This is a genomic window from Dellaglioa sp. CoH-55-MRSF-9 (genome assembly GCF_056782155.1).
The window spans coordinates 1-24,728 of the sequence record NZ_JBXAYG010000005.1; the positions used below are offsets into that span (position 1 = coordinate 1).

The following is a 24,728-nucleotide window of genomic DNA, read 5'->3' on the forward strand; positions in this document are numbered from 1 at the left end:
ACATTTGATTTGTCGAAAATTTGTTCAGTTTTCAAAGATCTACTTGGTTGCTTTTGACAACTTTTATATCATATCAACCACGTCATGATTTGTCAAGAATTTTTTTGAATAAATATTCATTTCTTCTTGCCGTATCAATCAGCTTTATTAATATACCATCTGGTATACACCCTGTCAATACTTCATTACAGATAAATTTGATTTATTAATTATTACTTTATCAAAAAAGCGACTTAACCTCATCGAATTGATAAGTTTAAGTCGCTTTTTTGATAAAAGCTATTTAATAATGTCTAATCCACCCATGTATGGTTGAAGAACTTCCGGAATAGTTACCGACCCGTCTTCATTCTGATAATTTTCAAGAACTGCTGCTAGCGTACGACCAACTGCCAATCCTGAACCATTCAACGTGTGTACAAACTGTAATTTTCCATCATCATCCCTATATTGGATATGAGCCCTACGAGCCTGAAATGCTTCAGTATTAGAACAACTTGAAATTTCACGATACATATTTTGTGCAGGTAACCAAACCTCTAAATCATGTGTCATTGCTGCTGAGAATCCCATATCTCCCGTTGACAATGTTATCACATGATATGGTAACCCAAGTTTTTCCATAATTCTGCCTGCATCACTTGTCATTTTTTCTAGTTCTGCATATGAATCTTCTGGTTTAGTATATTTCACCATTTCAACTTTATTAAATTGATGCAATCTAATCAATCCACGTGTATCTCTTCCAGCGCTTCCTGCTTCAGATCTGAATGAGGGTGAGAGAGCTGTGAAATATACTGGTAATTTTTCTTCCGGAATAACTTCATCCCTGTAGTAATTAGTTAATGGTACTTCTGCTGTTGGAATTAACGTTAAATTTTCATTTGCGATTTGAAAAACGTCTTCCTTAAACTTCGGAAATTGACCAGTTCCGTACATTGACTCATCATTAACAATATATGGAGGAATAATCTCTGTATAACCATCAATTGCATGTTGATCAAGCATAAAATTGTATAAAGCACGTTCTAAACGAGCTCCCCATCCTTTATAGTATAGGAATCGACTGCCCGACACTTTAGCGCCACGTTCAAAATCTAAAATATCTAAATTTTCACCGATTTCCCAATGTGCTTTCGGCTCAAAATCAAAAGTTCTTGGTGTACCTACTTTTCTTAATTCAATGTTTGAATCTTCATCAGGACCTACTGGAATCGTTTTATTTGGCATATTTGGTAGTCGCGATGCCATATCTGTTACGTCTGCATCTAAAACCTTTAATTCTTCATCAAATGCTTTAATTTCATCTCCGACTTTTTTCATTTCTTCGATTTGAGCATCTGCATTTTCTTTATTTCGTTTTAATTGTGCAATAGCTTGCGATACATCGTTTCTTTTCTTTTTTAAAGTTTCGGTTTGAACAATAATATCCCTACGTTTACGATCCTTTTCAACCATTTCATCAATAATCTCTGGTTTTACCCCACGATTACCCAATTGTTCCTTAACTTCATCGACATTTTGACGAATCATTTTAATATCTAACATATTCTGTTCCTCCTTTTTTTGTATAAAAAAAGCCCACTCATCCACTAATTGGGACGAAAGGCTCATTTTCGCGGTACCACCCAAGTTCGACAAATAATCATTTGTCACACTCAAATAGATAACGGTCTCCCGTGTGGCATTACCCACCCACTTATTCACGCCGGATTTTCAGCTTCGTAATTTCCACCACCATTACGTCTCTTAAATGCCTACTTATAACGTTTTCCGTGTTTATTTATTACTTTAATAATAAGCGTTGTTTTATTAAATTGCAAGTTTAATTCTTACCCGCTTTATTAAGCAAATCGATATACTCTTCTAACGAAAGATGATGCTTAACTATATATTTCGCGTTACTTTTACCAACATAGCGGAAATGCCATGTTTCATAATCAATTTTAGTCGATTTTTCTTTATCTTTCGGGAATCTCAATATAAATCCATAATTTACCGCATGGTTGATTAACCATTTTTGACCCTTATCTGTTTCACTACTATTATCTAAATCATTATGTTTGGCATACCAATTTGATGACATCATATCGACTGCTAGTCCGGTGTGATGTTCGCTTGATCCTGGTTCTGCCACATACTCTTTTGTTAATTGTTTAGCCTGAGCAACTGACTTTCCCGAATTTTCATAGCTTTTAATTGAGTCTGCATAGACCTCTTTTTGGTAGCTAATTGATCGATAACCAGATACCAGTGACGCCTTATACCCGGCCTTATTTGCTGCTGATACAAAATCATTCAAAGCACTCTCAATTTTTGAATTTACAATAACATTTCCATCTATTTTCTGTTTAAAATCCAGTTCTTGCTTGAGTTTATGCTCTGAATTAACTAATATTAAATTCCAATCATTTGCCTTTACACCTTTAGGTAGCTCACTTTTTTGTGTGACTTTTACCGTTTTATGGCTAGGTGTCGTATTCGCTTTCTTACCGCATGCACCTATTAATAGTGCACACATCATTACTACCATCATCATCCATTTTCTTCTAGTCAAAATGTGCCTCATTTCTTTGATAAATCTACATCTTTTAATGGAATTAATTTTGTTTTATAGCGTATTTTATAATATGTGTACAAGATAACAAATAACGGAATGCTCATATAACTAACCGAGATTGCTTCCCAATCAAAATTTTTAAATGATTGAATATCTTGTCCAAGAATAACTAAAATACAAAGAACAAGCGCTAAAATAGGGCCCACTGGGAACCATTTTGCAGAGTACTTTAATTCTGACACTTCATGTCCTTGCGCTTTGAACGCTTTTCTAAATCTGTAATGTGAGATTGCAATTCCTAGCCAAGCGATGAATCCAGTTAACCCACTAGCACTCAGTAAAAAGACATACACTTTTGCTCCAAAAACACTTGCTAAAAATGTGAGTAATCCGATAAATGTTGTTCCCACTAGTGCTGCCATTGGAATACCACGACTATTCGTTTGTTTAAACTTTTTAGGAGCGTAACCCTGTTCCGCAAGTGAATGAAGCATTCGAGTTGATGCATACATTCCTGAATTTGCAGCTGAAAGTACAGATGTTAAGATAACTGCATTCATAACACTTGCTGCAGAGGCTAACCCAGCTCTTTGAAAGACCAATGTAAATGGACTAATTGAAATATCTGATGCGCTTGAGCCGAGTAAATCTGGACTTGTATACGGAATAATTGCTGCAATGATAAAAATAGCGAAAATATAGAATAGTAGAATCCGCCAAAACACTTGTTTAATTGCTTTTGGAATACTCTTTTCAGGCGTTTCTGATTCTCCCGCCGTAATACCGATTAATTCAGTTCCTTGGAAAGAGAAACCAGCGACGACGAATACACTTAGAATCATTGGAACACCACCAACAAATGGAGCTTTCTTCATTGTAAAGTTTTCAAGTCCCGTTGCATGGCCACCTAGAATACCAAATATAGTCAATACACCAACGATTAAGAAGACAATGACAGTCACCACTTTAATAATTGATAACCAATATTCTGTTTCACCAAATGATTTAACTGACAACGCATTAATTGAAAAAATAATAACTAACGAGATTGTACTAAAAATCCATCCTGGTACATCTGGCAACCAAAATTGCATAACCAAGGCAGCTGTACTAATATCAACAGCCAATGTAATTGCCCAGTTAAACCAGTAATTCCAACCCATTGCAAAACCCATCGCAGGATCAACAAATCGCGTTGAATAAACCGCAAACGACCCTGAAACTGGTAAATACGTTGCCATTTCACCTAAACTAGTCATTAAAAAGTAAACCATAATTCCAATGCCAATGTAAGCTAGTAACGCACCACCTGGCCCTGCCTTCGAAATTGCTGACCCACTCGCAACGAATAAGCCTGTTCCAATACTTCCACCCAAGGCAATCATTGATAAGTGTCTTGTTTTTAACTCTCGGTGCATACCTTCTTGTTCTGCCATATGAAATCCCCCCTATATATAGAGGAGCACTCGTGATTTTTAAAATTGAGAAAAGAAAAAGAGACCTTTTGTACAACACTATTACGCGTTATACAAAAAGACTCAGATTAATAGACTCAGTCAAATCGTTATAAGCGCCCCGTGATTACTATATAATCACGACAGTTTCTGACTTATTAAATCAGACCCCAGCAGTCACTAAATCTAAGTTAGCATCCACTTCGGCAGTTCACCCTTTCAGTTTAACTTCTTCAGCACTTAATTGCTTCATTAAACATACTTATGAAAACTGCATCCTCTTCTTTCGATAATTCTTACTATAATCAATTCACTGATATTTTGCAAGCTGTATCCTAATTTTCAGCTATATTAATTTCATCATGCAACTTTTCAATATCTGTTTCATTTTTTAAAAAAGCTTCATTTTCGATTGGAAAGTGTTGTTCAATCGAACTAAATGGCTGTAAACTCACAACCCCATTTTTTAAATGATAATCTAAAATATGTCCACCCATTTTATTTTCATCAGATAAAAAATGAATATGGAATCCCGCTGCACCAATTCCTTGAAATAACTCAGGTGTGAAATAGCCAATAGCTGTTCCATCAATATCTTCTTCTTCAAATTCCGATTGTTTGGCAGTTACCGCAGTTAATTCTGGATACGGTTTACTTTGTTTAGCAACAGATCGTGTACTCATTTTACTAAATGTTCCTTTAATAAGAACACTAAAAAATAAATTTTGGTAAGGATATAATTCAAGTAATTGCTCTTCTAAAACATTTCCTGCCACATTTTCAAATTGAATAGATGCGTCTGCTTGATTAAAATGGACTGTCGCAAATGGAACAAGAACGTCATCGCTAACTTGATTAATTTGACCTTTTGCAGTAATCTGGAAAGCCTTTCCGTCAATCACAATCATTTCGCCATCTAAATCACCAACAGTTCCAATTCCGTAATCACCATGTTTCAATAATTCTCCAACACTCAATGTGCCTTCGTACAAGCCTTCAATTAATGTTGCTAAGGTACCATGTTGATAAACCTTTTTTATATCTTGCATGTCGTTGACCTCTCTTGAAAATTATTTTAATATAATTGATCCATTAAAATTGATTGTCCTAATTCTTGATTATCTTTATAATCAACTGGTATATCAACAATAACAGGACCATTAGTTGCAAATGCTTCATCTAATGTTTTAGCTAAATCTTGTGCTTTTTCAACGCGTAAGCCTTTTGCACCAAAACTTTCCGCATATTTCACAAAATCCACTGCGCCAAAATTCACACCGGCAGATTGACCATATTTCATTTCTTCTTGGAATTTAACCATATCGTAGTGTCCATCATTCCAAATAATATGAACAATATTCAGATTCAAACGAACCGCTGTTTCCAAATCTTGGGCTGAAAACAAGAATCCACCATCTCCAGAAATTGAGACGATTTGTGTATTAGGTCGAACTAAGGCCGCTGAAATTGCCCAAGGTAACGCAACTCCTAATGTTTGCATCCCATTACTAAATAATAAATGACGTGGTTCATAACTTCTAAAATGTCGCGCGATCCAAATGTAGAAACTACCGACATCAACTGCTACCGTCATTTCATCTGAAACACGTTTTTGTAATTCTTGGATAATGCTTAATGGATGACTGGTTAATGTGTCACTTGTCACAACTGGCGCTTCATCCCTAGCCTGTAATTTTTCTTGTAAGCCATCTAAATACTCACGAGATTCAGATGCCATTTGATAGCCTTTCATATAGGGTAATAAAAATTCAAGTGTTTGCGCGATGTCGCCCACTAACTCTTTCTTTGGTTGGAAATTATGATCAATCTCTGAACGCATATCGTCAACAACAACAATATTAGCTGTTCCTTCTGCATTCCAGTTACGTGGTTCATATTCAATAGGATCATAGCCAATTGTAATAACTAAATCGCTCTTTTTAAGTAATTGATCCCCTGGTTGATTTCTGAATAAGCCCACACGACCAAAGAAATCACCGACTAATTCACGCGATATCACACCAGCGGCTTGAAATGTTTCCACAACAGGTAGATTCGTTGCTTCAACTAAATTACGAATAGCTTTTGTTACTTCTGGTGAAGATGCCCGCATTCCCACAAGTAAAACAGGTAATTTTGCTGCTTTAATTTCTTGTGCTAAAAGTGTACTTTCTACCGGGCTAGCGGGACCTAATTTAGGTGCCATTAAAGGCTGGATAACTTTTGTTTTCACTTCTGAATCTGTTACATCTTGGGGAATACTAACGAAACTTGCCCCTTGCTTTGCAGCCTCAGCTTCTTGGTAAGCATTAGCAATCACTTCTGAAATATTCTCAGGTTCTTGAACCTCTGCACTATATTTAGTGATTGGTTCAAATAATGCCGTGTTATTCATACTTTGATGCGTTAGTCTCGTTAAATCTGAACGTTTCACTTGACCAGAAATAGCAAGAACAGGATCACCTTCTGCCGTAGCCGTCACAACGCCTGTTGCCAAATTACTTGCACCAGGTCCGGAAGTCGTTAAAACAACCCCCGGTTTACCTGTAATACGACCAATCCCAGCAGCCATAAATGCTGCATTTTGTTCATGGCGCGTAATAATTAATTCTGGCGATTTAGAATTCGTCGGATGTTCCAATTTTTCAAAAACACGATCAATTTTTGCACCAGGAATACCAAATACATATTTCACATCATGATTTATTAAACTATCAACAATGGCATCTGCGCCGTAATATTTATTATCTGTCATTAGATTTCCTCCGAATTTGTTTTAGTAGTATCCATGATAGCATTTTCACAAATAAATGACTATGGTTTAAACTTACCAAATGTAAGCCTAAATAAAAAACCATTATTAACCCAGTTATGGTTAATAATGGTTTCGTTATTTATGATTTCCGGTTACATTTTCGACAATTTTTTGAATGATTAATTTACGTTGACCACTGATATCTTCTTCATTCCAATTAATTAAAGGAATTTCAGTTTCGTCAAACGTTGCTGCAATTAGTTGATAAACCGTTTGTGACTCTAAATAATTAGCCCAACGTTTATCCGCTTCAGCAAAAACACTATTAACGACGACGGTTGCTTTTTCTGTATCTTGTTTAAATTCACGAAATACACGATCAAAGAAACCGAAGTTTGGATAGGTTTCAATCTTTCCTTCCGAAGCCTCCACAATTTCTAATAAATTGATATCCTTAGCATCCCTTGCTAACGTAAAACCGCCATTATTACCTGAAACAGATTTCACAAGTCCCGCAACGACTAACTTACGCATAATTTTACGAAGATAAGTTTGTGAACCACCAAGACGAGCGTTGATTACTTGCGATGAAATTGGCACACCCTTATCCTGCGTTGCCAATAAAGAAATAATACACGCTGCTTGTTCAAATCCTTTTGTTAATTGCATAGTCAGCTACCCCCGGTTGATTAATTTTCAAATAGTTCTATATATACGAATAAAGGATAACATATGTCGTTGACAATTGGTATTGATTATTTTAAATCAACCGCATAAACAATTTCATTAATTAGAGCAGCAGGTTGAAAAAGGGATGAAACCGCTCTTTTTTCAACAAATTTAAAATTGGATTTTTTTAACACTTTGATAGATGCTTTATTTTCAATAGTTGTCACGCCAATTACACGTTCTAAATCTAACGCCTGAGCCATTGTTAAAAGTCCTTGAACTGCTTCAGTCATTATCCCTTGATTCTTAAAAATAGGATTTAGTGCATAGCCAACCTCTTTAACTACCAAACTAGGTTCTTGATTCTCATCAACTACTTCATATAAACCGATATTACCGACTACTTTTTGATTTCCTTTACACTCAATCGCAAATATACTTTGTTTTTGTAGCGTCGCAACGAACAAACTAGCTTCAGCCAATGAATTCACGGGTAAAAAGCCAGCCATTTGACCAACCGTTTCATCACAAGCATATTCATATATGTCATTTATGTCTGATGAGCATAACGGACGTACCACAAGCCGTTTCGTTTCATATTGATTCATTTTTTAGCCCTCAATTTTAAATTTATTCAGAATTTTTAGATATATAACGCGTGCAATGGCTATCCAAGTGACTGTTAAAAGAACAGCGCCTACCGTATCCGTCGGAAAGTGAGCTTGTAGATATACTCTTGAAATCATAATCATCATGATCCATATCGCTAATAAGCAGTTAATCAAAAATTGTTTACTATACTTAAATTCTACCAGCATAATACTCATTATCGTTAGACAAAATAATGCCACCCCGAACGTATGTCCACTGGGGAAACTGAATCCAGTAATTGATCCATGCCCCACTGGTCGAGGTCTCTGGACGCTACTTTTAATGAGCTTAATTAACAGTGCTCCAGTCATTATGGTCATCCCTGTCCAAATAGCGAGTACACCTCGTCGTAATTTATATAAAATAATCATCAAAATGACTGAATACAACCCTATCATCATCGGACTACTTAGCCAACTGATTATCTGCATCACTTGGTCTAGTTGCGCTGTAGGATGAAACCTAACAACTGCAATGATATTATTATCTATACCATGAATAAAATTATTTTTTGTTACTATTAATAACGTCAATATTGCGAATAGTCCACTGCCTATTATGACTACTCCATAAAGTTTATTCTTATTAATCATTACTCTAACCTCTTAATTACAGTCTATTTTATCCACATAATTTATCATATTTTTTAATTTGTTTAAAGTTAGTTACCAAAATCTTTAAGAATTCATACAGAAATCAAGCAAATGCTCAATTTTATGTAAGTTTATGGTAAAATAGGATATCTTTATAAATTTAGAAAAGAGTTGAAAATAAATAATGAATACGCTACTACTTATGCTTGCCGCTGGTCTTGTGGCAGGTGCTCTAGGATCTATCTTAGGATTAGGTGGCGGCATCATTGTCACCCCGGTCTTAACTTTAATGATGGGATTAGATATTAAATACGCTATTGGTGCTAGTATCATTGCCGTTATCGCAACGAGTTCTGGTGCTACAATTGCATTTCTAAAAGATGACGTTTTAAATTTGAGGGTCGCCATGTTTTTAGAAATCGCAACGACAATTGGTGCGATTTGTGGAGCACTCTTAACAGGAGTCTTTAATACATCCTTTCTCTTCATTTTATTCGGTGCTTTTTTGCTACTTTCTGTCTACAACATGCTTAAAAAAATTTTTGTAGGTGAAGAAGTTTTAAAATCAGCTGAACCTGATTATTTATCTACCAAATTTAAACTGAATAGTTCGTACTATGATAAACAACTAAAAAAACAAGTTGATTATCAAGTCGAAAATGTTCCAGGTGGGATGGCGATTATGCTTGGTGCTGGAGTTGCTAGTGGACTACTAGGAATCGGATCTGGTATTTTCAAAGTTATGGCAATGGATACTGCAATGAAAATGCCGTTGAAACCATCAAGTTCAACAAGTAACTTAATGATGGGTGTCACCGCTGCCGCAAGTGCGACCGTCTACTTTTTCAATGGTTCAATTAGACCTGATATTGCGGTTCCATTAGCGCTAGGAATTTTAGTTGGTTCATCAATTGGTTCGCGTGCAATGCAATACCTACCCGCAAAAATAATTCGCCTCATTTTTGTACCTGTACTATTGTATGTCAGCATTCAGATGATTCTAAAAGGATTCGGGGTATCTATCTAATGATGAATGAAAAAAATAACACATCAGCCGAAATGGCAAAAATTGAATTAATGATTGGTCAAATACTAAGAATTGGCGTTTTCATTTCTGCGATAATTATGATTATTGGTCTTATCCTATCCTTAGTTACAGGTTCAACAGGCTATCAAGGTAATACATTTCCAACTTCATTTTCTGCTATCATTTCTGGAATTGTCGCACTTAAACCTTACGCAATTATGATGCTTGGGCTATTTTGCTTAATACTAACACCAATTCTTCGTGTCGTTATTTCAATTTATGCTTTCTACAAAGAAAAAGATTATCTGTACGTTAAAATTACCGTCATCGTTTTAGTCATTTTAATTGCTGGCTTTTTTATTGGCGAACATTAATTAATAAAGGGGAACATTTCAATGTCAAGTCGTCGAGAAAACTATCATAAAGAACAACTACTACACCAAGAAACAACTAATCACCTGCCTTTACCAAAACGCGAAAGAAAAAATAAAAAGCAAAACAAGAAACGTCGTCGCTTAATTTGGTTAATCATTATAATAATCGCTGCTATCTGCGGTGGCGTTTATGCCTACCATAAATACTCAAACGCTAAAAATGCAGCTGATAAAATCTATACTTCTACTAAAATTGCTAAAACTAGAAATGTCGCAGCGGTTTTGGAAAAGGACCATCCTATTTCGATTTTACTTTTAGGTTCTGATGATGGTGCCTTGGGTCGTGCTAAAACTGGTGGCCGAACGGATACTTTAATCGTTGCCACACTTAACCCTAAAACAGAATCAATGACCTTAATCAGTTTACCGCGTGATACTGAAGTTGCGGTTTCAGACCATGAATCAGATTTTCCAAGTAAGATAAACGCTGCCTATGCTTATGGTGGTGCTGCAACTGCCGTTAAAACTGTTGAAAAATATTTCAATGTACCCATTGATTTCTACGCAACAATCAACATGGGCGGTTTAGAATCACTAGTTGATGCTGTTGACGGTGTTGACGTTAATCCACCACTATCTTTTTCTTATAATGGTGCCAGCTTCAAAAAAGGCGTTAAAACTCATGTCAACGGTAAACAAGCCCTTTCGTATGCCCGCATGAGATATGATGATCCTCTTGGCGATTACGGTCGACAAAAACGCCAACGTCAGATTATTATGGCAGTGGCTTTAAAAAGTACACAACTTCAAAATTTATTAGACGATAAATTTTTAAATACAATGTCATCTCAAATGAAAACTGATTTAACATTCAATGATCTTACCGTCTTAGGTACCAATTATCGTAAGGCAACACATCATTCACATTCAGATTATCTACAAGGTACAGGAACAATGGTCAATGGAGAAGCTTTTGAAATTGCCAGCGAAACTGAAAAACAACGTATCACTGATAAATTACGTTCCACACTTGGCTTGGTTCCAGCTAAAACTGGAAATACTTTAACAGCCGATACAAAAATTAATACAACTCGTGAATAGTTAAAAGTAGGCCGTCAATCGGGGATTGACGGCCTACTTTTTTGCATAAAAAAACAACTCACCTAAATGGCAAGTTGTTTAGATTTTAAATTAGTCTTTGTTTACGTTTACTGCTTGTGGTCCACGGTCACTATCTTCAACGTCAAAAGTTACTTTTTGACCTTCGTCTAATGTTTTAAAACCGTCACCTTGAATAGCTGAGAAATGTACGAATACATCACTACCATCTTCGCGAGTAATGAAACCAAAACCTTTATCTGCGTTAAACCATTTTACTGTACCTTGTTCCATGAATAAAATCCTCCTTGTGTCTATGTGACACGTTTTATTTATGACTCTCAAATCGTCCCAGTTGATATCGTTTCCGAAGACACTCATCAACTTCATTTGATTTGAAAAGCCACCTAAATTATATCACGTCTAATTGTAAAAACAAATTCTAAAATAGCGCTTTTATTTAGTTGTTTTCATCTTCAAGTGGTAACGCTAAATCATCATTTTCTTCCAGATTATATGGCTGGTATTTACCCATTAAATATCCTTGAATCATTTGAATAACTTCATAACGATCACTACCTGATAAAATTTTATCGCGGTATAAAAGTGTTGCCGTCCGTGCGAATAAATCTTCAAGATCAATCAATTCATCGTTAGTTTGACCAACTAAAAAATCAATTGAAACATGAAAGAATTCGGCCAACTTTCTGACTTCAAGATATGAGGGTGTATTAATACCACGCTCCCAACTACCAATCTGCGGGCCAGAATTCAAGTTATGATTCGATTTTTGAGACTGATTTAATCCAACAGCTAATTGAGTTAGCGTTAATCCACTACCTCTGCGCAATGCTTTTAATCTTTCCGGAAACATCAACAACACCTCCTTTAGATAAGCATACCTCTTTTTTAAAAAAAGGGTAGGTTTTTAACCAAATAAACCGCCAATATAATAAGTTACAGCCATTGTTACTAATCCAACAAAAACATTTCTTACCATGGCATGTCTAATATTATTACGCCCTAATATCCCGCTTACTGCCCCTGTTAAAAGTAAAGCTAAAGCAACGCCAATAACCGTCAGTGGAATCATAAACTCAGTTGGGAGTATCGCTATTAATAATAATGGAACTAGCGAGCCAACTACAAAGGATGTCATTGAGGACATCGCTGCGTGCCACGGATTTAAGTACTCACCGACATCAATATTGTTAACTTCTTTACAGTAATTTTCTAGTTCATTTTGAGACATTAGTTCATTGACCACATCCGTTGCGACCATCCGCGAGAATCCCTTTGCTTGGTAGATATTAATTAATCGTTCAATTTCAAATTCACGATTTTCTTTTAACTTTTTTGCAGCTGAATGGATAATCGATTTTTGTGTATCCCTTTGTGCAGAAACTGAGACGTATTCACCACCAGCCATTGAGAACGCTCCCGCAAACATACCAGCAAGTCCAGCTAAGACAAGATAGTACTTACCTTGACTAGCACCGGCCATCCCCAGAATAACGCCTGCAACTGAGATGATGCCATCATTAGCACCTAATACCCCTGCTCTTAAAATATTTAATTTCGTTGATAAAGCCATTCCTACTTTTAATGCACGACTATTCATCAAATGATTCACTCCATTTCCAATCATTTAAGTATAAGCTAATTGGGAACGATTATCAGTCGGGTTTATTAATTTCGTTAAGGAACATGATTGCCTTATCTTAAATGGGACACAATCTTACCATAGATAAAGACTGACTACTAGAAATCGAAAGGACCTGCATTTCAACCCATTATAGGATATACTTAAAGCAATTGTTCGAAAGAGGTGAATCAAATGTCTGACTCAAAAAAATACCCAATTAGTCCCTATTTTGAAATTAAAAATAATCATCCTTGGTACCTTGATGCCGAAATTGATGACTTATCACTTTATAATCAAAACTTTAAGGTTGTCTTACAAACAATAACTAAAAATGAAAATATTAATAAAGGGTGGCGCGATGAGGATTTAGAATCTAACATTCAGTTACTCCTTCTTATTGATTACGAAGAACTTGAAGTTTGGAAATATCCCGTCGATTTGTCATTTGATAAATTATCTTTAAAGGAAGATGTTGTATCATTCAATGAAAATAGTCGTATTGCACTTTATTTTGAAGATGATCAAGCTGTGATGCGAAAACTCGGCTACCTACCAAAAGAGGATACATTACAGGTCCATAATATTATGGCAGGCCTACCACATTATAAAATTGCCACTTATTTGACAGGCGGTCCTTATAAGAAATTAACGTTCGAAGACGACGAACTTCAAATTGATAATGGTTTTGAAGAATTTCGTTTAAATATTTTAATCTACTAAAAAAACATTCTCAATGAGAATGTTTTTTTGATTACTTATTTTTACTTTTTTTATTAAAAATTGATTTAACTGATCGTTTTAAAACATCGCCCATTCCAAGTGATTGAACCATATGAGCTGGATCAACATAGTTACGCATTGCACGTAACACCATTTTTGGTTTTTTAGACGCAAAAGTAAATGTCCCATTCTTCTTCGTTTTAATTGCATATCTCGGAATCCATCGTCCTTTAAACATCACAGACGCGATAACTTGATCAACTTCATCCCATGGAATTTGGATAAACTTGCGTGCATCACGGTCATTATAAAATTCAAACCCTTTATCGCCAATCATGATTTTACCATAATCAGTTAAACCTGTGAAAGCAGTTGCATCGATTGTTAAGTCTACCTTTGTATTAATTGACTGGACCATAGTATTTCGACTCCAATGTTTTTTGACGTTATCTTATTATACCTTAATTAATTGCATTGAACCATATAAAAAAACCCAGGAAAATTCCTGAGTTTTTTTGAAATTTTATAAAATTCCAAGTACGTGTCCACCGATACCAACTATGAATAAACCTAGAATGATAAGAATTGGTGAAACTTTTTTCTTAAGTAACCACATACAGAAGAATGTTAATAATAATGCTGCTAAACCTGGAATTAATTGATCCAAGTTATTTTGTAATGTTGTTACTTTATTTGGTGAAAGAGCTAAACCGTCGCTAGCTTGTTGCATAGCTGTTTGCATGCCTTTTCCACCTTGGAGTTTATCAAAATCAATATAAGCACCTTTATCCAACTTAACTGTTGAAATAACTGGCGTAAATTTGATTGAAACCCAACGTTCTACTAATGCGGCTAAAACGAACATTCCCAGTACCGAAGCACCTTTAGTAACATCTTGTAATAAGCCACCTGACATATCTTCAGAAATCTTAGAACCAGCTCTATAACCGAATTCTTGTGTATACCACATGAATCCCATACGGATGATATTCCAAGCTACGAAGAAAATGATTGGTCCCATAATGTTACCACCCATAGCCAATGAAGCACCTAAAGCACCTAACATTGGACGAACAGTAAACCAGAATACGGGATCACCGACACCAGCCAAAGGACCCATCATACCAACTTTAACACCTTGAATTGCAACATCATCAATAGGGGCACCATTAGCACGTTCTTCTTCAAGTGCTAATGTAACACCAAGGATTGGTGAAGCAAGATAAGGATGAGTGTTAAAGAATTCCATGTGTCGTTTCATTGCTGACGTACGTTCTTCTTTAGTTTTGTATAATTTTTTAATTGCTGGAATCATTGAGAATGTCCAACCACCATTTTGCATACGTTCGTAGTTCCATGAACCTTGAATAAACGTTGAACGCCATGCTACAGCCAATCGATCTTTTTTAGTTAATTCAATTTTATCTGCCATAATATATTCCTCCTTCTTCCAGTTTAATAATCGTTTAGAATTTCGCCAAGTGGATCACCGGTATTATTGCCACCGCCACCATTTGATGAACCACCCATTTTTGAAAGGTTCAAGTAAATAAGAGCAAGAGCAACACCGATAGCACCAATAGCGATCAATGTTAATTGAGTAATAGCTGCGACTACGAAACCAAGAATAAAGAATGGCCATACTTCTTTTGTAGCCATCATGTTAATAACAAGTGCATAACCAACGGCAACAACCATACCACCACCAATAGCCATACCATCTGTTAACCATGCGGGCATTGATTCAAGGAAACCTTTAACTGTTTCAGCTGGAATAAAGAGCAATGCTCCGGCTGGAATAGCAATACGGATACCTTGCATACCAATAGCAAGAACATGCCATATTTCTAGCTTACGGATATTACCTTGTTCTGCTGCTGCATCCATTGCATGAACAATAGGAACAGCAAGTGTACGAACAACCATTGTTAAGAATAATCCGGCAACGGCAAGGGGAACGGCGATAGCGATAGCTGATCCAACACCTTTAATCCCTTGTCCACCTAATACTAAAATAATTGCTGATGCAACTGAAGCAAGTGCAGCATCGGGTGCAATAGCTGCCCCGACATTAGCCCAACCAAGTGCGATCATTTGAAGTGTACCACCTAAAACAATTCCGGCGGTTAAATTACCGGTTACTAACCCGATTAATGTACATGCCACTAGTGGTTGATGGAATTGGAATTCATCTAAAATTCCACCCATACCAGCTAGAAAGGCAATAATTACTACTAAAATCATTGATATAGCTGACATAATAAGCCTCCTAAATTAATTTTCTTTTATTGTGTTGTTTAAGCTTTTGCTAATTCACCTTTAGCTTTTTTGAGAATGTTAGCCATATTCTCTTTTGAATCGTTAGGTACTTTACGGACATCAAATTTAACGCCCTTATCTTCTAGTTTTTCAAAAGTATCAACATCGTCTTGTCCCATTGATAATACGTTGTTAACAACTACTTTACCAACTGAATGAGCCATTGAACCAAGGTTAACTTCGTCAAATTTCATTCCGCCTTCAATTGCTGTTAACACATCTTGTGGACTTTCAAAAAGAAGTAATGCTTTCATTCCACCAAAACGAGGGTCTTTTGAAACTTCAATCATCTTAGCAATTGGCACAACATGTGCAATAATACCAGGTGGTGAAGCTTGTTCAATTAAGTTTTTACGAAGTGTATCCTTAGCAACATTATCAGAAACAACGATAATACGGTCAGGCTTAACTGATTTAGACCATGCTGTAGCAACTTGTCCATGCAATAAACGTGAATCAATACGTGTTAAAACGTATTTAATTTTACCATCACCGATTACAGTTCCTTCAGGAATTGAACCAGTAGGTTTGTTTGTTGCAACAACAGCTGCTTCTTTTGGTGCTAAATCTTCTGGCTTAATCTTAACGCCACCTTTTGCTTCGCTTAGAATACTTGCAGCAATTTCTTGTGCAGAATCCATTGACAAGCGTGCTGCGTAGGCTTCAATTAACATTGGTAAGTTTAAACCTGTAACAATTGCCCATTTATCTTTATGAGCGTCAAGCAAACCGTTTGCTTGATTAAATGGTGATCCACCCCATAAATCAACTAAGAATAAGACTTCTTCAGGATCATCAAAAGTAGCAATTGCTGCTTCAAGATGAGCTTTTAAATCGTCTGGTCCTTCGTTTGGCATGAAAGTTACAGCTTGAACATTTTCTTGTTCACCAAAAATCATTGAACCGGATTGCATGATGCCTTCGGAAAATTTACCGTGACTTGCAATTACAATTCCAACCATTTTAAAACCTCCTAAATTTTTATCAGATTACTGTAAGAACTCCGGAAAAACGCTTACATTTATAATATAAAAACACGCAAAAATTATTTCAAAAACAACTTAAGCATTTTGCTTTTGTTCCTAGGTAATCTGATTTAATTTTAAAATGTTACGAAACACTTAAAAATAATATCGTTTCCATAACGTCTATGTTGTTAAGTATAGCACAACGATTACGAATTACTATTAAAAATATTAATTTGTATTCGCTTACAATTATACCATTTAATCGTATAGATATTAGTTATCAACCTATATGATGGGTTTTTTTACGTTTCCATAGCTTGTTTCATTCAACAAAATCTTATCTATACCAATTTATAAAAAAAGTTTTGTTATATACAATGCTATTTTATTTTTTTAACACAAAGTGGTATTGAAATTGCTTAAAATATTTTCTTATTCTTTTCATTGATTAAAAAAAGACCTCATTGAAATGAGATCTTCGAATTATTAAACTTCAACAACTTGATTAATAGACAGCAAATACAGATATTTATGCGCAACTTTCAACCCAGTCATATTCTCTAGTGCTTCGCCATATAAGTTCAATTGGCCACGATAACGTGCTGTCAATTTTTCTATTTCTTCTATTGTATTGTCTTTAGAAACTTTATCAGTCTTATAATCAAATACCACCAACGTATTATCTTTTACAAAATAACCATCGATAATTCCATGGATCAAAACTTTTTCCTTATTTGACTCAACCTTTTGAAATAGCTCATTGGCAGGTAGTAACATTGAGAATGGCGCTTCACGTTGTACATCGTTACCTATAGTTAGAATTTCTTTGCCTAAATCCGTTTGAAAGAAATTGGCAATGTGTTGTCCATTAATTAACGTAGCAACTTCTTTAGTGACTACTTTTGCCGTCACTAATTGCTCAATTTTAGCTTGGATTATCGCTAAAGTTATCTCACTAGTTAAATCTAATTCTTGTAAAATGAGATGAGTTGCACTCCCAATATCACTTCCCATTGGTGCTGCAACTCCCTGCATAAATTTCGGTACAGCAAGTTCACTCGTAACGTATCGGTTGCCTTGTCCTTCAATACTCAACTGATTCATTTCGCGATTAGCTGGATCATCGAATAGACGTTTTACTTCCGATACAGCTTGGTAAGCAGTTGTTTTAGTTAAATTATCGAATGGATACTGAAAATTTAAGACTTGATCAATTTGATTAACATCAATATCCTCAAACGTCTCAGGCATCTCACCCGTGATTGTTTCTAACCAATCCGTCTGAGAAACTTCTTCACTCACTTTACTCATCTGGTTCAGGTCGGTTTTTTGATAAAATTTAACGCTAAATTGCGTTTCATCATCACTTAATAGTAGTGATGATGTTGCTGGATCCAATAATAGTGACATATCAAAAGTAGGATGACGAACTAGCGCCATACCAATCCAATCCATGAAATTTTTAATACCACTTCGAGCTGTTGCATTTAAAACTAATTGTTGGCTTTGAAATGCCTTTTGCCAATGATTAATTGCCGTTTTTTTATTTGTGTAAGCCCCCACAATAAATAATCGTTGTTCCGCACGCGTTAAGGCTACGTACAGTAATCGCATTTCTTCCGCTTCTGATTTTGCAATAGCAGCTGATTTTACAATTGTTTTTTGTAGCGTATCTTCCATCGTCCGATTTTCAGGATTTAAATAGGTTATTCCTAATCCAGCCTGATCATCAATTAAATAAGGTTTTCGCATCGCCATTTGATTAAACTGGTGTGTCGCGTCAACCAAGAAGACCATTGGAAATTCAAGTCCCTTACTACCATGAATTGTCATGACTGACACTGCATTTGCGACATTTTGTACAGGTGCTTCTGCTAAATCCTTATCGCGTTCCTGCATTTTTTCAATGAAGCGCACAAACTGGAATAAACCTTTAAAACTACTATTTTCGTAAGCGTGAGCTCGGTTATACAACGCATGTAAATTGGCTTGGCGCTGACTTCCAGCTGGCATCCCCCCGACATAATCAAGAAATCCAGTATCCTGATAAATCTGCCAAATTAAGGTCGCAATTTGATTTTCATGCGCGATTTCACGAAAGCCCGAAAGTTGTGTTAAGAAACGTTCAATTTTATTATACAGTGTTTTTGCGAAGCTACCTGCTTTAAACGTATCAAAATTTTGATAAAAAGTTAACACCGCTTGATAGTAATCATCTGTTCGGTTGCCAATCCGTAAATAGGCCAGTTGATTTTCATCTAATCCAACAATTGGCGACCGTAGGACACTTACCAATGGAATATCTTGATAGGGATTATCAATAATTCGTAATAATGACATCATAATTCTGATTTCAGTTGTTTGGAAATAGCTCTCCGCATCATTCACAACGACTGGAATACCCATTTTTTTAAATTGGTCAATAATCACCAAATTATTTTTACGAGTTGGGACTAGTAATGCAATATCTCGGTATTCAACGGGACGTTTTTCTGATTTATCACGGTCAAAAATCTCTGTTTCATCTACGATTAACGCTTGAATCCGTTGACCAATTAAAGCAATTTGGCCTTCCGATTTACCATCAATTTCAAACTGATCATTCGTTGCTTCACTATCATCATCCGGTCTTTCTGCAGATTCAGGTTCATCAGATTCGTAAATCAGCACTTCTGCTTTTTGCTCAATATCTGGGTAGTAGTTTGCCCCAAAAACCAATTTAGCATCATTATCATAAGCCATTTGTCCAACGGTTTCATCCATAATCTGGGTAAAAATTAAGTTAGTCACATCTGTTACATTCTTCACAGAACGAAAATTTTCAGCTAAGATAATTCGATTTCCATTACTGTCAGTTTCTTTATAAGCTTGGTATTTACTTAAAAACAAACTAGGATCAGCCAGCCTAAAACCATATATTGACTGCTTTACATCCCCCACCATAAACATATTACCGGGATTAGTCGTGGTTACCCTTGTCAAAATAGCTTCTTGTAGTTGATTAGTATCCTGATACTCATCTACCAGAACTTCTTCATATTTTCCTTGTAGAGCAGCTTGTGTTTGCTCGGAAGATTCAGAATCACTCGCTAAAATGTCCAGTGCTAAATGCTCCAAATCATTAAAATCAAGTATATGTCTTTGACGTTTCTCTTTGGTGAAGGCATCACTAAATAAGCCAATCACACTGACTAATTTTTCAACTAATTTCTTAGATTCTGTCATGATATGCAGTGTTTCTGTTTCATTTAAAACAAAAAATTGTTCTGATAAGTTAGCTAAACGTTTTTTTATTCCAGCTTTTAATTCTTTAATTTGATCCTTAGCAACAGCTTGGTCATCTTCTAAATTTTTAGCTGGCACACTAGGCGCACGTTTCAATTCGTACCCACGAATATTATCGCGAATTTGATTCCAAGAACCATCGTTTTCAACAGATTGGACAACAGCTAACAACATCTGACTTTCTTCTTCAGTCACTGCTTGATGTTTCTCTAACCCAAATTGAATTGATAGTTCTAGAGCCGTTTTTAAATCGGCCTGGATTTGCGTTAAATTTGCTTGAACTAATGGCTTAATACTCTTTTGGTAAAACGAACTACTGATTAAATTATCGCCAACATCATAAGTTGCTGCCAAACTAGCCAACCAACCGGTAGGATCTGGTTTCGAACTCGCAAATGTAAATAGGCTAAAAACCAACTCAGATAAACCATCATCATTTCGATCATTTGAAAAATTTTGTGTTAATCTCTCAAAGTCGACATCGTCTTTGGCATACAACATTTCCCGGACGTCTTCCCAGACACTCTCTCTTAATAAAGCCGCCTCAGTCATATCTGTTAACATTCTAAAAACGGGATCCAAATCAATCACATAATAGTAGCGTTTAATTAATTGGAGACAAAATGCATCAAATGTACTAATATTTGCAACTGGCAAGCGCATTAATTGATCCATTAAATGTTGTTTTTGTTCATGATTGTCTGCTTCATTGATTGCCTTTTGAAGTGCCACCTGAATCCGTTGACGCATTTCTTTAGCTGCAGCGTCTGTAAACGTAACAACTAATAAGTCATCAATAGCTGTTCCCGTTAATATTTTTTGAATGACGCGTTCAACTAAAACTCGTGTTTTACCGGAACCGGCAGAGGCTGATACAAGAATATTAGTCCCACTTTCATCGATAGCACGTTGTTGATTTGGTGTAAATGTAAACTTACTCATTACTGTCGGCCTCCCCGTCTATAATCCGTTTTTCAATTTCTTCCCAGCTTAATTTACTTATTTCATGGTAATTATTTTCGGGTAACATCGCATCAAATTGGAATATTGATTTATATGGTGAATATTGTAGGGCTGTTTTTTTAGCGTTCCATCTAGCCGGACTTAAATCGATTATCCCTTCGAAAATATCTGTTGCCGCATCAATAATTAATTGTTTATTGTGTACCAACAAGAAATCTAAATCTGATTGTGAAATCAATTTTTTTGAACGAGCTGATGGTGATGTGAACCCTTTTTTCGTTTTTCTAAATGGATAGATTAATGAAAACCCTGTTGATTCGTCTTCAAAATCAGTATCTAAATGGCTCAGTAACTGCTCATCTTCCAATAATAGCCCATCCATTTGGTTTGCTTTCAACAACGTATTATCCAATCCTTTTTTCTGTACATCTTCAATTTTCAGCTTAGGATTTTGTAAGTGCATGTAAACTGCACCAGCTGCCGAAGTTTTCAGTCCAGTATTTGGTGCAATTACCTCTGCATTCTCAATCAATGCTTGCAAGTAAGTTAACATTTGCATTGATAATCCATAGAAAGCATCACTAAAATCAAACTTTCGAATCCCTGATTTGTAATCGACGATTCCAAGATATTGTTTTGAATCAACCTTCATATAATCAATTCGATCAATTTTACCGCGGACTTTAACTGAATGGCCGCCAGGTAACTTATAAGCTAGGGCTTTCAAACCTGACTCAGCACCGACATGACCAAATAAAACTTCTGTTTTCAGTGGCTTCATCTTTGTTTGTTGCCCTTGTTGCCACATGGCATGCGTCACTTGTTTTAATAGAAGACTTAATTGTTTAGCAATATAGCCCATTCGACTTGAACTACCAAGAATTTGGAACTGAGGTAACTCGCGCATATCTTTTAAAATTACATTCAAATATTCATCTAGTTGTTCTTTGGGTACATTGGCATAGACTTGGTTTGATTCAGTCACAACTTTCATCAACTCATCCAACCCCATATGGAAAAACTCACCAGTACTTGCAGGAGACAGCTCGAAAATGTCTCGTTCTTTCAATTTCAACCCATATTGTAAAAAATATTCAAATGGATTACGATAGAAAGTTTCTAGTTTTGAAATTGAAGTATTCATTTGTGTTCCATATAAATCAGTTATAATTTCCGGCGTCAACTTAACCGGTATATTTTTATACGCTAAGCTTCCTAATAATTGTTTCGTTAATGGTCCCATTTCTGGGTCAGCCGACAGTTGACGTAACACATACAACCAAGCACTAGGCATGGATACTGCAGTTGTTTTGGCAAGTCGACTAGCTACAACCAATGATGATAATGTACTACGTTTTGTTCCGATAAAATCAAGGACTGATTGTTCTGTTAATTCAGGATTAGCAGCTAAATGTTGAACTGATAAATTGAAGTGTTCTTTAATCATCATTAAATAAGGCGATGGATTTAAATTCTTTTCGCCATCGTTGCCACTTGGATATGAAAAAATCAATTGTTCGCGTGGTCCTAAAAATCCGAGATAATTCAAAAAGGGTTCAGCGGCCATTTGACTAATAGCCGAATCGGCTAAGTATTGATCATCAGTTAATAGATTAGCCATTTTCGCCCGATCATCATCTGTTAATAATTGTGTCTGACTAACTTGTTCTGGCATCACCATATCAGTTGATCCAATCATAAAGGTAATCTTTCGGTTGTTCATTTGAACCATCCCTGATTCAGAAATAACGACCTGATCTAATGTTGATGGCACTTGTGAGTAACTTGCCCCTTCAAATCCCGCTTGAATCAAGGCCATGAAGTCAGCGGTATTGAACATTTTAGTTCCCAATGTTTCAACATATTCATCTAACATCCCAACAAATGTTTGCCAAGTTTGTTCTGGTTCTTCTGATTGTGAGATGTTTCCAGCAGCTAAATAGCGGTCTCGCCAACTTAACAAGCGTTGTGTCACACCTTGTTCAACAAGAAACTGATAAATTAGCTTTGCCCCCTCTTCACCGGTTGTCGCCTGATCTAGTTGATTGAAGAATCCTGGTAAAACGTCTTTAACAAAATGTCTAATTTGATTAATTTGTACTGTGATACTTTGGTCCTTATCCGTCTGTTGCTCATCTGCATCCGTAAAATCAAACCGGTAGAACGTCCAATCATCTTCACGTAGCCACTGAGAACCAGAAAAACCGTATTTTAAAACCATATTTTCTGTTAAATCAACAGCACTACGGTACTGTTCAATTGGCATAGCATGATTTTCTATTTGTGGTATTAATAATTCAGTTTTTAATAAGCGCATCATTGCGCCATATTGATAATGCTTTTCTTTCACCTCAAATAACGCTGCCAGTAACTCGACTAAGGGATGGTCAGCCATTGCGTGTTGTAAATCGTTAAAATAAGGTATTTTAAATTCTTTAAAAACCGGTGGAATAACCGTTTCGTAGCTATCTAAATGCCGCGTTAAAATCATAAAATCTCGATAACGATACTCCTTAGTTGCAACTAACTGGCGAATTTTTGTCGCCACTTGTCGAATTTCAATATACCGACTATCGGCTTCAAAAAGTTGAATAGAATCTGAATTTTCTAACCTTTCTGATTTTGTTTTAACTAACCGTCTAGAGTCAATCCAAAAATCTTCCAGACGAGATAAGTCGGGATTCTGGTTAACTTTGGTTTCAGCATAACTATCCGTTAGCACTGGAATCTGAGCTTGATGTGCTTTTTCAATCAAATTAACATACATCCGGCTTGATTTATAAAATAAGTCAGATTTTTCAGCAACTTCATGTGCATTGCCTTTATCTAAGACTAAGCCAATTGTAATCTGTTTCGCACCCTTAATCAGTGCGTTCACGAGCTCCTGCTCTTGTGCTGTAAATTGAGAAAAATGGTCAATATAAAAATAACTCGTCTTCAAAACGTCATCTGTTAAATAACGACTCAACTCTGCTAATAAATCATTATTTTCAATATATCGGTCAGCCATCGCAGCATCAAATGCGCGATAGATAATTTGTAAATCATCTAATTTAGCACCTAAGTCCCCAGTCGTTGGGAAAGATTCAGCAATCCGAGTTAAATCATCAACTGTCACACAACCAACTTTTAATTCTTTCAGTTGGCTGACTAGTTGTGAAATAAACCCAGTTTGGGTCCTTTCACCACGAAATATTGTTAATTCATCTTCATGTTCCGAAATTAATTGATAAACTAACATATTTAATCCAGACTGAGATAAACGAGGAATCTGATAATAGGGTGTATTCTTCAAAAAGAACCAAGCTAATCGAGTAAACGAAAAGACTTGGACGTTCGATTGTGCAAAAATATTTTGTTCGACAAGTTTGTCTTTACCTAATGCTTCAAGGATACTAACTTCTGCTTCGAACTTAATATGATTGGGAACAAGATAAAAAAAAGATGCCGTTGAATCAGTCGTTTGCGCTGCTTTTAATTGTGCAACAAGGCTTGCTTGATGGTCTTTACTAGCTTTTCCTAGGACAAATTTTAAACTCATTTTAACTCCCCTTTTCATACCGCTAACTCGTTATCATTACCTAATAATATACCATATTTAGCTGTTATATTTTTTTAAGAACACATAAAAACCGCTGGACAAATCA

The 24,728-nt window shown here is 35.9% G+C and carries 21 protein-coding genes and 1 riboswitch; of the genes, 4 read left to right on the forward strand and 17 right to left on the reverse strand.

The window, feature by feature from the left end; translation table 11 throughout:
• Positions 1–279 precede the first annotated feature (279 nt).
• From serS to AC1RPV_RS05930, 8 genes are all read right to left on the reverse strand, one after another.
• Positions 280–1,548 carry a serine--tRNA ligase gene (gene serS, locus AC1RPV_RS05895; protein ID WP_481761724.1) on the reverse strand — a complete coding sequence of 423 codons (1,269 nt, stop codon included), beginning with the start codon at positions 1,546–1,548 and terminating at the stop codon, positions 280–282.
• Between the two features lie 277 nt (positions 1,549–1,825).
• Positions 1,826–2,539 (reverse strand): M15 family metallopeptidase, encoded by a 714-nt coding sequence (locus tag AC1RPV_RS05900; RefSeq protein WP_481764174.1) that lies wholly within the window; start codon positions 2,537–2,539, stop codon positions 1,826–1,828.
• Between the two features lie 26 nt (positions 2,540–2,565).
• Entirely contained in the window at positions 2,566–3,996 is a 1,431-nt protein-coding gene (locus AC1RPV_RS05905; protein WP_481761726.1) for an amino acid permease, read from the reverse strand.
• A 124-nt stretch (positions 3,997–4,120) separates the two neighbouring features.
• A riboswitch (Lysine riboswitch) is annotated at positions 4,121–4,305 on the reverse strand.
• Positions 4,306–4,349: 44 nt separating this feature from the next.
• Positions 4,350–5,063: an acetolactate decarboxylase gene (budA, locus tag AC1RPV_RS05910; RefSeq protein WP_481761727.1), complete on the reverse strand. Its 714-nt coding sequence runs from the start codon at positions 5,061–5,063 to the stop codon at positions 4,350–4,352.
• Between the two features lie 26 nt (positions 5,064–5,089).
• The gene (alsS, locus tag AC1RPV_RS05915; RefSeq protein WP_481761728.1) at positions 5,090–6,769 is read right to left on the reverse strand and encodes an acetolactate synthase AlsS; all 1,680 of its coding nucleotides are present in this window, start codon (positions 6,767–6,769) and stop codon (positions 5,090–5,092) included.
• A 135-nt stretch (positions 6,770–6,904) separates the two neighbouring features.
• On the reverse strand, positions 6,905–7,438 hold the full coding sequence (locus AC1RPV_RS05920) for an Rrf2 family transcriptional regulator (RefSeq protein ID WP_481761729.1): 534 nt from the start codon (positions 7,436–7,438) through the stop codon (positions 6,905–6,907).
• A gap of 86 nt (positions 7,439–7,524) precedes the next feature.
• Entirely contained in the window at positions 7,525–8,046 is a 522-nt protein-coding gene (locus tag AC1RPV_RS05925; protein WP_481761730.1) for a GNAT family N-acetyltransferase, read from the reverse strand.
• A 3-nt stretch (positions 8,047–8,049) separates the two neighbouring features.
• Entirely contained in the window at positions 8,050–8,682 is a 633-nt protein-coding gene (locus AC1RPV_RS05930) for a phosphatase PAP2 family protein (protein ID WP_481761731.1), read from the reverse strand.
• A 184-nt stretch (positions 8,683–8,866) separates the two neighbouring features.
• On the opposite strand from AC1RPV_RS05930, the gene AC1RPV_RS05935 reads away from it, so the two are divergent.
• The 3 genes from AC1RPV_RS05935 to AC1RPV_RS05945 are packed head-to-tail and all read left to right on the forward strand — an operon-like array spanning position 8,867 to position 11,184.
• Complete coding sequence (locus tag AC1RPV_RS05935; RefSeq protein ID WP_481761732.1) at positions 8,867–9,709, forward strand: sulfite exporter TauE/SafE family protein; 843 nt, start codon at positions 8,867–8,869, stop codon at positions 9,707–9,709.
• Complete coding sequence (locus AC1RPV_RS05940; RefSeq protein ID WP_481761733.1) at positions 9,709–10,083, forward strand: DUF1634 domain-containing protein; 375 nt, start codon at positions 9,709–9,711, stop codon at positions 10,081–10,083. Before AC1RPV_RS05935 ends, AC1RPV_RS05940 begins: the two co-directional genes overlap by 1 nt.
• Positions 10,084–10,104: 21 nt before the next feature.
• Positions 10,105–11,184 carry an LCP family glycopolymer transferase gene (locus AC1RPV_RS05945; RefSeq protein ID WP_481761734.1) on the forward strand — a complete coding sequence of 360 codons (1,080 nt, stop codon included), beginning with the start codon at positions 10,105–10,107 and terminating at the stop codon, positions 11,182–11,184.
• A gap of 90 nt (positions 11,185–11,274) precedes the next feature.
• On the opposite strand, the gene AC1RPV_RS05950 is transcribed toward AC1RPV_RS05945, so the two are convergent.
• From AC1RPV_RS05950 to AC1RPV_RS05960, 3 genes are all read right to left on the reverse strand, one after another.
• Positions 11,275–11,475 (reverse strand): cold-shock protein, encoded by a 201-nt coding sequence (locus AC1RPV_RS05950; protein WP_112251328.1) that lies wholly within the window; start codon positions 11,473–11,475, stop codon positions 11,275–11,277.
• A 166-nt stretch (positions 11,476–11,641) separates the two neighbouring features.
• On the reverse strand, positions 11,642–12,055 hold the full coding sequence (locus AC1RPV_RS05955) for a helix-turn-helix domain-containing protein (RefSeq protein WP_481761735.1): 414 nt from the start codon (positions 12,053–12,055) through the stop codon (positions 11,642–11,644).
• A gap of 54 nt (positions 12,056–12,109) precedes the next feature.
• A complete protein-coding gene (locus tag AC1RPV_RS05960) occupies positions 12,110–12,829 on the reverse strand; it encodes a VIT1/CCC1 transporter family protein (protein WP_481762651.1) in 720 nt (239 codons plus the stop codon).
• Positions 12,830–13,018: 189 nt separating this feature from the next.
• On the opposite strand from AC1RPV_RS05960, the gene AC1RPV_RS05965 reads away from it, so the two are divergent.
• Positions 13,019–13,546, forward strand: a complete 528-nt coding sequence (locus tag AC1RPV_RS05965; RefSeq protein ID WP_481761737.1) for a hypothetical protein — start codon at positions 13,019–13,021, stop codon at positions 13,544–13,546.
• 31 nt (positions 13,547–13,577) lie between these two features.
• Here AC1RPV_RS05965 and AC1RPV_RS05970 read toward each other — a convergent pair whose 3' ends face one another.
• The 6 genes from AC1RPV_RS05970 to AC1RPV_RS05995 form a co-directional block, all read right to left on the reverse strand.
• Positions 13,578–13,964 (reverse strand): DUF956 family protein, encoded by a 387-nt coding sequence (locus tag AC1RPV_RS05970; protein WP_409021995.1) that lies wholly within the window; start codon positions 13,962–13,964, stop codon positions 13,578–13,580.
• A 105-nt stretch (positions 13,965–14,069) separates the two neighbouring features.
• Positions 14,070–14,978, reverse strand: a complete 909-nt coding sequence (locus AC1RPV_RS05975) for a PTS system mannose/fructose/sorbose family transporter subunit IID (protein ID WP_481761738.1) — start codon at positions 14,976–14,978, stop codon at positions 14,070–14,072.
• Positions 14,979–15,001: 23 nt separating this feature from the next.
• Positions 15,002–15,805: a PTS mannose/fructose/sorbose transporter subunit IIC gene (locus tag AC1RPV_RS05980; RefSeq protein ID WP_481761739.1), complete on the reverse strand. Its 804-nt coding sequence runs from the start codon at positions 15,803–15,805 to the stop codon at positions 15,002–15,004.
• A 38-nt stretch (positions 15,806–15,843) separates the two neighbouring features.
• A complete protein-coding gene (locus tag AC1RPV_RS05985; RefSeq protein ID WP_481761740.1) occupies positions 15,844–16,827 on the reverse strand; it encodes a mannose/fructose/sorbose PTS transporter subunit IIA in 984 nt (327 codons plus the stop codon).
• A 492-nt stretch (positions 16,828–17,319) separates the two neighbouring features.
• On the reverse strand, positions 17,320–21,060 hold the full coding sequence (addA, locus tag AC1RPV_RS05990) for a helicase-exonuclease AddAB subunit AddA (RefSeq protein ID WP_481761741.1): 3,741 nt from the start codon (positions 21,058–21,060) through the stop codon (positions 17,320–17,322).
• Positions 21,053–24,622 (reverse strand): PD-(D/E)XK nuclease family protein, encoded by a 3,570-nt coding sequence (locus tag AC1RPV_RS05995; RefSeq protein ID WP_481761742.1) that lies wholly within the window; start codon positions 24,620–24,622, stop codon positions 21,053–21,055. Before AC1RPV_RS05995 ends, addA begins: the two co-directional genes overlap by 8 nt.
• Positions 24,623–24,728 lie beyond the last annotated feature (106 nt).